The organism is Methylobacter sp. (assembly GCF_036845245.1).
Taxonomy (GTDB): domain Bacteria; phylum Pseudomonadota; class Gammaproteobacteria; order Methylococcales; family Methylomonadaceae; genus Methylobacter_A.
Map to the genome: position 1 here is coordinate 26,269 of NZ_DAIUEH010000053.1, position 12,504 is coordinate 38,772.

At 49.2% G+C, this 12,504-nt stretch carries 11 protein-coding genes and 1 tRNA gene; 3 read left to right on the plus strand and 9 right to left on the minus strand.

Features of this window, described 5'->3' with window-relative positions; genetic code table 11:
- Positions 1-113 precede the first annotated feature (113 nt).
- The 8 genes from recQ to V7051_RS19925 form a co-directional block, all read right to left on the minus strand.
- Positions 114-2,252 (minus strand): DNA helicase RecQ, encoded by a 2,139-nt coding sequence (gene recQ, locus V7051_RS19895; RefSeq protein ID WP_333878023.1) that lies wholly within the window; start codon positions 2,250-2,252, stop codon positions 114-116.
- Between the two features lie 146 nt (positions 2,253-2,398).
- Positions 2,399-2,653, minus strand: coding sequence for a GNAT family N-acetyltransferase (locus V7051_RS24735; RefSeq protein ID WP_442919683.1), 255 nt, complete (start codon positions 2,651-2,653; stop codon positions 2,399-2,401).
- On the minus strand, positions 2,608-2,922 hold the full coding sequence (locus tag V7051_RS19900; protein ID WP_334181172.1) for a hypothetical protein: 315 nt from the start codon (positions 2,920-2,922) through the stop codon (positions 2,608-2,610). Before V7051_RS19900 ends, V7051_RS24735 begins: the two co-directional genes overlap by 46 nt.
- A complete protein-coding gene (locus V7051_RS19905) occupies positions 2,919-3,203 on the minus strand; it encodes a type II toxin-antitoxin system TacA family antitoxin (protein ID WP_333878027.1) in 285 nt (94 codons plus the stop codon). Before V7051_RS19905 ends, V7051_RS19900 begins: the two co-directional genes overlap by 4 nt.
- 75 nt (positions 3,204-3,278) lie before the next feature.
- Positions 3,279-4,736, minus strand: a complete 1,458-nt coding sequence (locus V7051_RS19910) for a lysozyme inhibitor LprI family protein (RefSeq protein ID WP_333878029.1) — start codon at positions 4,734-4,736, stop codon at positions 3,279-3,281.
- Positions 4,737-4,828: 92 nt separating this feature from the next.
- Entirely contained in the window at positions 4,829-5,227 is a 399-nt protein-coding gene (gene vapC / locus V7051_RS19915) for a type II toxin-antitoxin system tRNA(fMet)-specific endonuclease VapC (protein ID WP_333878030.1), read from the minus strand.
- Positions 5,227-5,460 (minus strand): type II toxin-antitoxin system VapB family antitoxin, encoded by a 234-nt coding sequence (vapB, locus tag V7051_RS19920; RefSeq protein ID WP_333878032.1) that lies wholly within the window; start codon positions 5,458-5,460, stop codon positions 5,227-5,229. Before vapB ends, vapC begins: the two co-directional genes overlap by 1 nt.
- 90 nt (positions 5,461-5,550) lie before the next feature.
- Positions 5,551-8,805: a DEAD/DEAH box helicase gene (locus V7051_RS19925; RefSeq protein WP_333878034.1), complete on the minus strand. Its 3,255-nt coding sequence runs from the start codon at positions 8,803-8,805 to the stop codon at positions 5,551-5,553.
- Between V7051_RS19925 and V7051_RS19930 the strand changes: the two genes are divergently transcribed.
- The 3 genes from V7051_RS19930 (at position 8,794) to V7051_RS19940 (ending at position 11,444) form a co-directional block, all read left to right on the plus strand.
- Positions 8,794-9,528: a Slp family lipoprotein gene (locus tag V7051_RS19930; protein WP_333878036.1), complete on the plus strand. Its 735-nt coding sequence runs from the start codon at positions 8,794-8,796 to the stop codon at positions 9,526-9,528. The two genes, V7051_RS19925 and V7051_RS19930, sit on opposite strands and share 12 nt — an antisense overlap.
- Positions 9,529-9,623: 95 nt before the next feature.
- Positions 9,624-9,710: transfer RNA gene (locus V7051_RS19935), tRNA-Leu, on the plus strand.
- A gap of 867 nt (positions 9,711-10,577) precedes the next feature.
- Complete coding sequence (locus tag V7051_RS19940; RefSeq protein WP_333878038.1) at positions 10,578-11,444, plus strand: 2OG-Fe(II) oxygenase; 867 nt, start codon at positions 10,578-10,580, stop codon at positions 11,442-11,444.
- A gap of 65 nt (positions 11,445-11,509) precedes the next feature.
- On the opposite strand, the gene V7051_RS19945 is transcribed toward V7051_RS19940, so the two are convergent.
- Positions 11,510-12,334 (minus strand): class I SAM-dependent methyltransferase, encoded by an 825-nt coding sequence (locus tag V7051_RS19945; RefSeq protein ID WP_333878039.1) that lies wholly within the window; start codon positions 12,332-12,334, stop codon positions 11,510-11,512.
- Positions 12,335-12,504 lie beyond the last annotated feature (170 nt).

Genomic DNA, 12,504 nt, shown 5'->3' on the forward strand with positions numbered 1-12,504 from the left:
GGCCGCGCCCGCGATAATTGTTCATCGAATGTAGATTTAACATTTTCATCGCGGGCATGGCCCGCTCCTACGGCGTCATGTGCGCATTCCAAGGCCAAAGAGGGAAATTGCAATCACTCCGTTTGATGCTGCAACGCGGCCCTGATACATCGCAAAACACCATAACTGTATTGTCCATCAAACAGCTCGTAAACCGGTTTAAGTGCGTTCCGTTGGTCTTCGGGCAAGTTGATAATCGCTTCTTCTATCCGGCTGATCTCCTGCTCAGGCAGTTCCACAACATCGGCCAGCACCAACAACCCTTGTTCCAAAGACTGAGCCAGATGCCCGTAAATGGTAGTTTCTTGCAGTTCCCTTTGCAGGGCGATCTGCTTTACGCTGTAACCTAAGCGGAATAAGGCTACCGACTCAGCCATGGTATCCGACAAGCCGATAGGCCCGTTTTTGTTGATATCGACAAACTCGCCGATCACCGCCAGGAATTCATCGGCATAAAGCTCCAGTTTGCGTTCGCCGACACCGGACAGCAAACTCATTTGCTGGCGATTGGTCGGCTTGGCTTCCAGCATCGCCATCAAGGTTGCGTCATGAAAAATAACATAAGGCGGCACATCCTGGGCTTCGGCAAGCATCTTGCGTTTGGCGCGCAAGGCGTTCCACAGCAGGGTATCGTCGGCTTTAGCGAACTCTCTGGCGGTTTTCTTGCTGCTTTTAACTTTCTCGGCTTTTAAATCTTTGCGCAACATCAGTTGTTGCTCGCCGCGCAAAATCGGCCGACAGGCTTCGGTCAACTGCAATGCGCCGAAGCGGTCGAAATCGACGGCGACCAAGCCGCGTGCGACCAATTGTCTGAACACCGAATGCCATTGTTGTTCGTCAATATCGGTGCCGATGCCGAAGGTCGATAGCTTGTCATGCGCGGCTTTGGTAATCCGTTCGGTAGCTTTGCCGAGCAATACATCGATCAGATAGCCGACGCCGTAACGTTGTTGGGTACGATGAATGCAGGACAGCGCTTTTTGTGCTGCCAGTGTTCCGTCCCAAGTATTAACCGGTTCCAGGCAGGTATCGCAGTTGCCGCACGGCTGTTCAAGACGGTCGCCGAAATAGCCCAGCAAGGCTTGGCGACGGCAATGAACCTGCTCACACAAAGCCAGCATCGCATCGAGCTTGTGGTATTCAACGCGCTTATGCGCTTCATCGGCGTTGGATTCTTGCAGCATTTTGCGCAACGTGATTACATCCTGCAAGCCGTAAGCCATCCAGGCATCGGCGGGCAAGCCGTCGCGTCCGGCCCGGCCGGTTTCCTGATAATAGGCTTCAACGCTTTTCGGCAAATCCAGATGCGCGACGAAGCGGACATTGGGCTTGTCGATGCCCATGCCGAAAGCGATGGTCGCCACGATCACCAAACCTTCCTCCATCAAAAACTGGTGCTGATGCTTGGCGCGCAAACCGGCATCCATCCCGGCATGATAGGGTAGGGCGTTGACGCCTTTGGTTCTGAGCCATTCCGCTGTCGCATCGACTTTTTTGCGCGACAGGCAATAAACAATCCCGGCATCACCGGCGTGTTCGGCGCGGATAAAATCGATCAGCTGATCGCGGGAATTTTGTTTTTGTACAATGCGGTAACGGATGTTCGGCCGGTCGAAACCACTAAGATAGAGCTGCGCTTGCTCCAGATTCAGGCGTAATTTGATTTCTTCGCGAGTTTTATCGTCAGCGGTCGCGGTCAGAGCGATGCGGGGAATATCGGGGAAACGCTCATGCAGCAGCGACAGTTGCAGATAATCGACCCGGAAATCGTGCCCCCATTGGGAAACGCAATGCGCCTCGTCAATCGCGAACAGCGCAATCTTTATGCGTTGGAACAATGCGCCGGTACGCTCCGAAGTCAGCCGTTCCGGCGCGATGTACAGCAAATCCAGCTCGCCGTTAAGCAGCTGCTGTTCGACTTTTCGGGACTCTTCGAGCGATAAGGTTGAGTTCAAAAAAGCGGCTTTGACGCCCAATTGCAGCAAGGCGCTGACCTGATCCTGCATCAACGCGATCAACGGCGAAATCACAATGCCCACGCCGGGCCGAATCAGCGACGGAATCTGGTAGCACAACGACTTACCGCCGCCAGTCGGCATCAAAACCAAAGCATCCTGCCCGGCTATCAGCTGCTCGATGACTTCCTGTTGTTGCCCCCTGAATTTGTCGTAGCCGAAAACGGCTTTGAGGACTTCGATTGGTTTATTGTTCATAAAGCCTTTTGTGATCAACCTATATCCAGCGCATATCAAAATTCGGTATTTCTGTTTCCTCTCCTGCTGGAGAGAGGTAGGGTGAGGAGATTTAAAAAACGACAACGATGTGCAAACACTATATACCATTATGCCGCAGAATACGCTCAACGCCTACTGCGTATAAGCGGTTCGCCTTTGGAAGCAATGTTCGTAAGCGGGAGAATAAGTTGCTGAGGGAGAGAGTCTAAGTTTGTAAATCCATGATGGCGATAGAAAGCTTCCGCATGATCGTCCTTTGCATCAACTACAAGAGCAAAAACCGCCACCTCGGAACGCAAAGCCCGGATAATTGCATCCCAAAGCAGCGCTCCACTCAAGCGCCGCCCCTGAAAATCAACATCAATGGCAAGCCGTCCCAATCTGGCAAGGGTACCGATGGATAGCGCGGAAGACGCTTTATAATGTCCTCCGGCATATTGGTTAAAGGAATGCCGCCAGCTGCAAGGGTGTAGTAACCGGCAACGCGGTCTGTACCGGTTTCCAATGCCACATAGCAAGCCGTTGCGCGGCGGCGCGCATCTTGCGTGACGCGCTCAAGGAAATAACAGTTCAAGACTTCCACGCCACAGGAAAATCTTTCCCGGTCGTGTTTGGAGTCTAAAACCTCTATGCGAAACCGCCCTGTCACTCTGAATCGATCAACTGCTCGTGGGCTTCTTTAGCGCGTACCAATGCAGGCGGTGGAGGGGATGGATTGAGCAGCAAATCTACAAAACGGCGTTGATCTTCGGCGGAAATGCGGATGATGCCGATTTCTTCAATAGTACGATACGCAGCCTCCTGCGCGGCGGTCACGACAAAATCGCTGACGCTTCGGCCTTGAAGTTCCGCTGCACGTTTGATAACGGCAAGCACCTCCGGGGCAATACGGGCTTCGATTCGGGATGTGCGTATAGGTTCTGTTGTCATGATGATGTCCTCTTTTTGGCGGTGTACGGGCAATGGCCGGACAATGTCAAGTATTCCTCGCCGCTTCGCAGCTGCCTAAATAGCATAATTGACAGCATGAGGCAGGACGTCGGCAGGAACATTGCTGCTATTAATGACGGGGTTGATGCCACTATCCCCGCAAACCCTGACGGCTTCGTAAATGTCGCCTCCATTCTGGATCTCCTGGCTTGTCCGAGAGCAGGCTTCGATGATTGATTGATTCTTCCATTCTCCAGAACGGATGAGATCGGCATTGATCCTATAAACATGCATCGGCCAGCTCGAATCTTTCAGGCGATTTACCGGAGCCTCTGCCGCAAGTAGAACATCTCCTTTAATAAACAAATAGCTTGCAGGGATCTGAAACTGCGCGACCTCAGTCGCAGAATTCATATCAAATACCATAATACCGTTCTGTTTTTCTGTCGTTGTGAAAATCAAACCCTTATAGAGCGCAACGGAGTAGAAGAGTGAATGCCTTGAGATGCTTCTCTCTACTGACAACGACTTCAGGTTGAGAACATGCATCTCGCCACAGTTCGCAATCAACAAAGCACGATCATTTTCATTTTGCACAATTTGCGGTTGGCAGCGAAAATTTACCTTTTCAATTGGCTGAGGGAGCTTCATCCGCCCCAGTTCTTTGAAATGATGGTCGTAAACCATCAGATCCATCGCAGCATTAGCTGAATAAGCTGTATATATTCTGTTTCCGTGAAGAGAAATGAGAGTACCTCCTGGAATGGAGGTTTCTTGAATCAACTTAAGGGATGGTAGCTCAAGAATGGCAATGGCTTGCCGGTATCCGTATGGTGGTGCTGGCGATGCCTGAAACAGTATTAAGTGATCACCGTCAATAAAGGCCTGTTGAACCGATGATTTTAACTTTACTTTTGAAAGCGAAGCTCCTGTCTTTTGGCTAATGACCTCAATTGGGAAGGATGCCGAGTGTGGCGTGTGAAAAACAATATACCTTGAATCTTGGGCGACTAATTTGGGGTCTCTCTTCCCTTCAACCCAATTGAACCATCGCCCGCTTGTGAAATCGAAATTAACAATGTCTTTTCTGTTCCCGCTATTGTCGTAATGCGAATAGACCAAGTCCCCATTAATCTGGCTAATGTCTTCTGGATACCCATGTCCGACCGGGGCAAGTAATTCATGGGTGGTGATCTTTGCTAAGGGGGTGACCACATTGCCAGATGCTGGCTTGATTTCTTCAATTCTTGAAGAGTATGCTTGCGTTAAGCATGCTTCATCCCCGCAAGCATTGCGTGCACCTTTTAACCATTGCCTTTGATCTGTAATCAAGCGTTGCACTTCTTCGCGAGAGGAGTTGCTCTGAACTGCCTTGTATGTCTTATCGAAGTCATCTTCCAGTGCGGAAAGCTTGGGGCTGCTACAAATTAACTTTTCGATTTTGGACGATGCTTTGCCGCAATCGAAACTTGCTGCCTGAGCTATTGTTCCCAGAGACAAAGCCCCCAGAATAATCCATACGAATTGTTTCATTCCGCCCCCTTTGGCGATGAAATTAATATAAAACTCATGATTGAAGGATGCCCCGGAGTGTCTCCTCTTGGCTGTTTTCAGTCGCTCATAACTTAAATCCAATTATCCAAACGCAACCCCTCAACACGCTCAAACTCGCGAAGATTATTAGTAGTCAGCGTCAATCCCTCGCTTCTTGCATGGCCTGCGATGTGTAGATTATTAACGCCAATCGGGGTTCCCTTGTGTTCAAGGTCGGCGCGAATATCGCCATAATGAGCCGCCGCTTTGCTGCTGTATTCCAGCACGTCCAAGCGGGAAAAAAAATCTTCAACCTGCCGCAGGTTGTGTTCCGGCTTGGCACTTTTTTCCGCGCCGTGCAATAGCTCGGCAAGAGTGATAGCGCTGATACACATTTGACCGGCATGGCGGTTAAAATTGGCTAATGCATTAAGCGGATGGTTCTTGATTACATAAATTGCAATGTGGGTGTCCAGCATATATTTCAGCATTAAAACGCTTCCCTTTCCTGCTGTTCCTGTGATGCGCGTTCAGTCATAAAATCATCGGTAACGCGTTCTTCGGATAGAAAAAAACTGTCCCAGCTACTTTCAATAGGCGATAGCACGCGATCCTGGCCCACCACGCGGACAATGACTTTCTTTACATTTTCAGGAAAGCGGGTCTCAGCGGGAAGCCTGACTGCCTGTGTTCGGTTGTTTACAAAAACTGATCCAGTCGACATAAAGCACCTCTTAAAAGCTATATACGAATTATATATAGCTTTAAATATAAGACAAGCAAGCGGTTATGCGCATTTTTAAGCTGTAAAAATTTATATCAACGGTTCAAACAAAGCCGTCAAATCCTCTGCCGTCAGCTTCAATGATTCTTCTTTCGCCCCACCCTTATAAATCCCTTCAGCCAGTGCGCGCTTTTTATCCTGCATCGCGATAATCTTTTCCTCGACGGTATTTTCGGTAATCAGTTTATACACGAATACCGGCTTGTCCTGGCCGATGCGATGGGCGCGGTCTGCGGCTTGGCTTTCTGCGGCGGGGTTCCACCACGGGTCGTAAATAATCACGGTATCGGCTTCGGTCAGGTTTAGGCCGACTCCTCCGGCTTTCAGGCTGATCAGGAACACATTCGCTTCGCCGCTTTTAAAACGTTCTATGGCCTCGTCGCGGTTGCGGGTTTGGCCGGTCAGTTTGGCATAGCCGATTTTTCGGGTATTCAGTTCACCTTCAATCAGCGCAATCATGCGGGTGAATTGCGAGAACACCAAAATCCGGCGGCCTTCTTCGAGCTGTTCCGGCAATATCTCCATCAGCAGGTCGAGTTTGGCGGATTCTTGTACTTTTTGCGCTTCCTTTAGCGACAGGGTGCGCGGGTCGCAGCAGGTTTGGCGGAGTTTGAGCAAGGCATCCAGGATTGTGATATGGCTGCGCGACAGGCCTTTTTGGGCGATTGCATCGCGGACTTTTTTCTCCATGGTCAGGCGGATGCTCTCGTATAACGCGGCCTGCTTTGGATAAAGCGGGACGGAACGAATGATCTCGGTTTTAGCCGGCAGTTCGGTGGCGACTTCCTGTTTGGTGCGACGCAGCATAAACGGTGCAACCCGGCGCGACAGCCGCGCTCTTTGCTCGCTATCGCCATGGATTTCAATTGGAGTGCGGTAGCGTTTTTTAAACGTGGCGCTGTCGCTCAGAAAGCCCGGCATCAGGAAGTCAAATTGCGCCCAGAGTTCACCCAGATGATTTTCCATCGGTGTGCCAGTCAGGCAAAGCCGGTGCCCGGCTTTAATGCGGCGCACCAATTGCGCGGCTTTGGACAGCGGGTTTTTAACGGTTTGGGCTTCGTCCAGGATCAGGTAATGGTACTCATGCTCCAGTAGGGTTTCCTCATCCCGGGACAGCAGCGGGTAGGTGGTCAGGATCAGGTCGTAGTCCCTGATCTTGTAAAACAGCTGTTTGCGTTCGGTGCCTTGCAGGATCAGGATTTTTAAGTCGGGCGTGAAGCGTTCAGTTTCCCGTCGCCAGTTGCTCATCAGGCTGGTCGGCGCGATGATCAGGCTGGGCAGTTTCATCCGGCCGCTTTGTTTTTCGAGCAACAGGTGGGTGAGCGTCTGTATGGTTTTGCCGAGGCCCATATCGTCGGCAAGAATGCCGGAGAATTTATATTCCCGTAAAAATTGCAGCCAGTTGAGCCCATGTTGCTGGTAAGGCCGCAGTTCCGCTTGTAAGTTGGCAGGCAGGGCGACATCTTCAATGCCGGTAAAGTTCTTTAATTTTTGTCCCAGTTCCCGCAGCTCTTTTCCGCCGTTGATAGCGAATATGCCGTGGTTGTGTTCTTCCAGGTCGGCTAGCGCGGCAGCGTTAAAACGGGACAGTTTCAGCGAGCCGTCCTTGCCCAGCGTGCTGCTGTTAAAAAGTTCTATCAACACGTTCAGGAAAGGTTTGATTTTTTCGCTGGGTAAATTCAGGTAGTTATGCTCACTCAACGGAATGCTGAGAATTTCCGGCAGGTTTTCCGGATCGTAGTTTTCCAATACCGGCATAATCAACGGCAGCAAGGGTAAGGGCTGGCCGTCAATTTCTATAGTAAAGCGCATTTCAAACCAGTCTTGCTGGCTTTCGCTGATTTGGGCGTCCCAATTCTGGGCGGTCTGGAAATTAAGCAGGAAACTGTCGTCTATGTCGATAATCCAGCCATCCTGCTCCAGCTCCAGCAGGGTGTTTTGCAGAAAGTCACCCCAGCGTGTGGCACTGTCCATGGCGGTTTGTGCCGGGCTGAATAAAAGCAGTTCTTGTACGCCGGATTCTATGGAAGGGGCGGGGATAAAGCCAAGTTCGGTCAGCTGGTGTATGGCCTGTTGTTCGGTTTCTATGTCGCGTTTAATCCTGACCAATCCTTGATCGGTTTTTACTACGCTATAGTCTTCAGGGGTGATCGCAGAAAGTGTCCAATCCCCGTAATTAAAACAGACAGCGATAAAATGGGTATATTGCTGGGCCGTTGCCTGATGGCCGAACAGCAATAGCTTGGGAGTAGGTGTTAGCTGATCGGCTTCGATTAATTCGACTTTTTTGGGAGCGGGCAGCGGCAGGCCGGGGTGTTCAATAATCAAGCGCTGGCTAAATTCATCGGCATATTCAGGTGGGATTGATGGGGCGGCCAGAATATTTTTAAGTTGTTCGATTGAAAGATTATGAATATTGAGCGTGCCGATCAAACCCAAAGAGTTATCCAGGTATTGCGGCGGATCGGTCAGCAACAGGATGGCGGGTGGATCGATTTCGACGGCTAATTGATAATCGCCGTTATCGGCCGTCCGCCAATTAAATGTTAAATTGCGGTTTGTTCCTTTTGTTAATGGGGCTTGCTCAACGCCTTGCCAGAACAATCTTCCTGTTTTCAGTAATTTGGATAAGGCTAAATAACCAGTGGCGCCGACAATCAAGGGTTCTTCTTTAAAAGAAGGGTTAAGCGCAGTCAGCAGTTTGGCAATTTCCTGATCTTCCGGTTGAACATAATTGAGGTAGGAATAGCTGTAGCGAAGGTTATTTAAGGTGGTTTTCCTGCCTTTATTTAATCCCCCTGTTTTCTTTTCTTTGGTGATTAAAAGGTCGATAGTGAATTCGTGTTTTGCATTGCCGGGCCTGAGAATATAAGCGATAAATTCCTGGCGGATATCGTGCTGCGCCGGTGCCGGCTGATGAAGGCTGTCGAGCCAGTCCAGGCAATTGGGCTTTGCATTCAATGCGGAAAAGCTTTGGTCGGAATTTTGATACATCAAGCAGACAGCGGCGACATGCTTGCAGTTATAGCCGACAGGACATGTGCAGTCGCCTTCAATCTCTGCGGCTCTATAGTCCGGCCGCCAGACGATGCGGATATTTTGCCGGTACGGATCTTTATGGCTGCCTTTAACGGCGGCATTGATCTGTACAAAAAGAGCGCCTTCGCTTTTAACTGTTAGATTAATGACTGTGCCTCTTTCAAAATAGCTGCGTCCACGCTCGTAAAAAGCGTCGCCACATTCATAGCGTATATCTGAACGTAGCAGTTTTTTTTGTTTATTCATGGAAGCATAGGCGAACAGTTGGACAAGGCGCGTATTGTACTGCAATCCGAAGCAGTTGCAGGAATAGGTATCTTTAACAATGGTGTTATAGCTGATTTTCTGGTTAAGTATGACGAAAAGATGATGATCGAAAAATCTGTCAATTGTAGGAGAAAGAATATGAAAAGGTATTTATTAACACTCTGTTTATTGCTGAATGCTTGCTCGAATTTACCGACCTCGATAAAAAATCCGCCTGCGTATGATATATCTTATACTCAGGCAATCCAGAATATGGCCGGTTTCAAAAATGCGCCGGTACGTTGGGGAGGCCTTATTGTTGATGTGGAAAATGAACAAAATTTCACTCTGGTGCAGATGTTGTATTATCCCTTGGACAGCGATGGTGAACCTGATACAGATGAATCGAATCAAGGACGATTTGTCTTCAAAACCCCAGAGTTTCTCGATCCGGCTGTTTACACCAGAAACACTGAAATCACAGTTGCGGGAACTCTTTCAGGTGATATCGAACGCACGATAGGCAAAAAAGTGATGCGTGTACCGCTGATTTCAGCCACGACCATTTACCGGTGGCCGATATATGTGTACGACGATCGTTATGATGGTTTCGGTTATGGCTATGGTTACAATCCTTATTATGGCGGTTATCCGTATTATTGGGGAAATTACTATTGGCCGTCCGCTAGCCCGTTCAGTCGCCCGGCCTTTCGTCCTCGTTGAAGGCTATATTTAAGTCAGATGTGACCTTTTTTAGATATAGGTCTAGTTTATTTTTTTTGTTGCTATATAATACGCGGCTTACCAAAGTTATCGATGCCTCGGTGGCGAAATTGGTAGACGCAAGGGACTTAAAATCCCTCGTTCGTAAGGACGTGCCGGTTCGACTCCGGCCCGAGGCACCATATATATTTAAGGGCTTAGGCGATTGCCAAGTCCTTTTTTATTGCCTGTCGTTTTCTATGCGCATTTATGGAATAGCTCAAATTAAGGCTGTTTTAGCCGTATAAAGTTAATCGGTAAGCATCGCTCGCCGTCGTCTGTATCTGTAATAAGCCCTGTCTGCCAATCTGTGCTGCCTATCTATGCAGTTCATTGAAAAGTCCGAGATGAGCTCAGCGTTTAAAATTTTCAGATAAAGAGTCCACGCTTCCAATGTTAATTTTCTAAGCATCATTTTATCCCTCAATCTAAGCCGGAAATGGTGTAATAAGCCGCTTTAGTTGAAATATAAATTCAAATCTAATGCGCAAGAAAACCTAAAAAACCTTGGTTTTATATTAGGTTTTTGTAGGATAGAGAGTTCAACTTTTTCAAGCAATACGTGCTACTACTTATCAGATAGTAGTGAATTGGGTCGAATACTTTACATCGCTCAGGATCAGGCGTTTTTAATTTAAAATGATTTTTTGAGGGTAAAGAAGTCTAGCCAAGGCGGCATAAAACAAAGATGGCTTGGTTACTGCCTGGGCGTAAAGGGACTATCTTTATTAATAAACAAGTCATGCGCAGGGAAAATATTACAGGACTTTCCGGAGCCACTTCCATTCGGTAGGTAATAAGGCTGCTCTTGTTGCCATAGAGGTGAAAGCCAAGTGACTGGGATAGAGAAGATACCTAATGGTAGAGAATGTTGGCTGACTTCGATTCAGGCAGGCTTTTCCGTTGTCCTTATAAACGTTTGCTATTTTTTAATGCTGTGTTGTTCTAATGGACAATCTGGGATAATTAGAAAAAATCTGATTGGCAGAAATAGAGGCAAGTAAGCGACTATGGTAGACGACATTTCCCCAGCTTGGCGGGACTGGATTGTAAACAATCTGCAACGCGGGTGTACGCGGCAGTCGATGATTGACTCCATGGTTCGGGCGCAGTTTGACGCAACATTTGCAGCCGCATGCATTGCACGCATAGACGACGCCAAGATAGATAGGCAGCAAATGATGCCGGTCACCAGCTTTCTGTCCAATGAGCCTTATCGCTATGAGCCCAGCCGTATTGGCTCAGGTAATTCCATTGCGCTATCTGATGGTCCGGTCAAAGTCGCATTGCGGTTGAGTCGTCCTGAAGTGGTGTTGATTGAAAGCTTCATGAGCGATAAGGAATGTGAAGAGCTGATTGAACAAGCAAGATATAAATTATTGCCATCCACCGTCGTCGATCCGCAATCCGGCGATAGGCAAGTGATTGCAGCACGCTCAAGCGAAGGAACTTACTTTCAGCGTGGTGAAAATGAGTTGGTTCAATGTCTGGAACGCCGTATTTCCGAGTTGATGAACTGGCCGGTAGAGTGTGGCGAAGGCATTCAGATATTGCACTATCAAACAGGTGCCGAGTATAGACCGCATTTTGACTATTTTCCCGAGCAAAACGCCGGTAGCATCCCTCATCTGGCCCAAGGCGGTCAGCGGGTGGCAACGCTGGTGATGTATCTTAATGAAGTGATCGAGGGTGGGGAGACTGTTTTTCCCGATGGCGGTCTTAGCGTTACGCCCAAACGTGGATCAGCCGTTTATTTCTCTTATGTCAATTCGTTGGGCCAAGTTGATCCTGCAACGTTACACGCCGGTGCGCCGGTGCTGGCCGGCGAGAAATGGATTGCAACTAAATGGATGCGGCAGCGGCAGTATGGGGGATGATGAGAGAAGCCCCTACTGCTAACGTAAAGCGGCGCGACGTTAGGAGAGTCCCTTTGATCGCCATGTTAGGCATGGAACTCATAAGATTTGCGTCCAAGAATTAGGAGAGTACGAATCGGGAGGCGGAAACCTCCGTCAGCATCCCGTGTAATTTCAAGCGCTGCCAACTCATTCATAGGGGTGGATGCAAGCCGGTTTTGAATGGCGTGGAAGGCTTTGTCTCCGGAGTTTCCTAACTCACACCAACGCTTAACCGTCAAACCGCCGGGAATTTCCCGGCAGCGATTTTCACAGGCTTGTACTTCCAGCTCATTCGCCGCGAAAAGTTCCTGCCAATGCCTTGCTGTATATGAACGGACATGCGTTGGATCATGGAGCACTTCAATCTCGTGGTTGAGTGCATCGAGGACAGGGTTCTCGTCACCTTCCATGTCGATAATTGCCACATGGCCGCCAGGCTTTGCCAGGCGGGTCATTTCCGACATAGCTTTGGGTAGGTCAGAGAAATGATGCGCGGCAAGACGGCAAACCACCAAATCGAAAGATGCAGTAGCCAGAGGGACCGATTCGGCAAATGCTTCAACTGTCTCGACGGCAACGCCGCGCTGAGCGGCTAGACGACGCACCTCTGCAAGCATGTTGGGCGCGGGGTCGACCGCGGCAATCCGCAAAGCGGTTCCCGCGAATCCAAGGCCGGTATGCCCAGCACCACAGGCAATGTCGCAAACAGAATTGACGTGCGGTAGGAGTGTATGCAGTCGGTCAAGAGTTGGGCTGCCGGAATGAACCTCGCTTGTGGCATAGCCACTCGCGATGGAATTGAAACGCTTTGAAGAAGATGAGTCCATATTTTTCTTTTTACCTAACGTAAGGCTAACCGGGCACGGCATGGAAAGCTGAAAAATAAAATCGGATTATAACCACGCTCCGGTTGAGCGCCATGTTAGGCCTTTAAAGCAACTTGACTAGTGCGGCAACTATGCCAATGGCTAATGCTATCAGAGTGCCTAGTAGTCAGTCATGATGAAGTACAAGGATAAAGCCGAGCCAGCTTCCGTCG

Bases quoted from the DNA above. Each gene is read 5' to 3' on its own strand.
- vapC (WP_333878030.1), bottom strand. From the start codon at position 5,227: ATGCTGAAATATATGCTGGACACCCACATTGCAATTTATGTAATCAAG.
- recQ (WP_333878023.1), bottom strand. From the start codon at position 2,252: ATGAACAATAAACCAATCGAAGTCCTCAAAGCCGTTTTCGGCTACGAC.
- V7051_RS19910 (WP_333878029.1), bottom strand. From the start codon at position 4,736: ATGAAACAATTCGTATGGATTATTCTGGGGGCTTTGTCTCTGGGAACA.
- V7051_RS19905 (WP_333878027.1), bottom strand. From the start codon at position 3,203: ATGACAACAGAACCTATACGCACATCCCGAATCGAAGCCCGTATTGCC.
- vapB (WP_333878032.1), bottom strand. From the start codon at position 5,460: ATGTCGACTGGATCAGTTTTTGTAAACAACCGAACACAGGCAGTCAGG.
- V7051_RS19925 (WP_333878034.1), bottom strand. From the start codon at position 8,805: ATGAATAAACAAAAAAAACTGCTACGTTCAGATATACGCTATGAATGT.
- V7051_RS19940 (WP_333878038.1), top strand. From the start codon at position 10,578: ATGGTAGACGACATTTCCCCAGCTTGGCGGGACTGGATTGTAAACAAT.
- V7051_RS19945 (WP_333878039.1), bottom strand. From the start codon at position 12,334: ATGCCGTGCCCGGTTAGCCTTACGTTAGGTAAAAAGAAAAATATGGAC.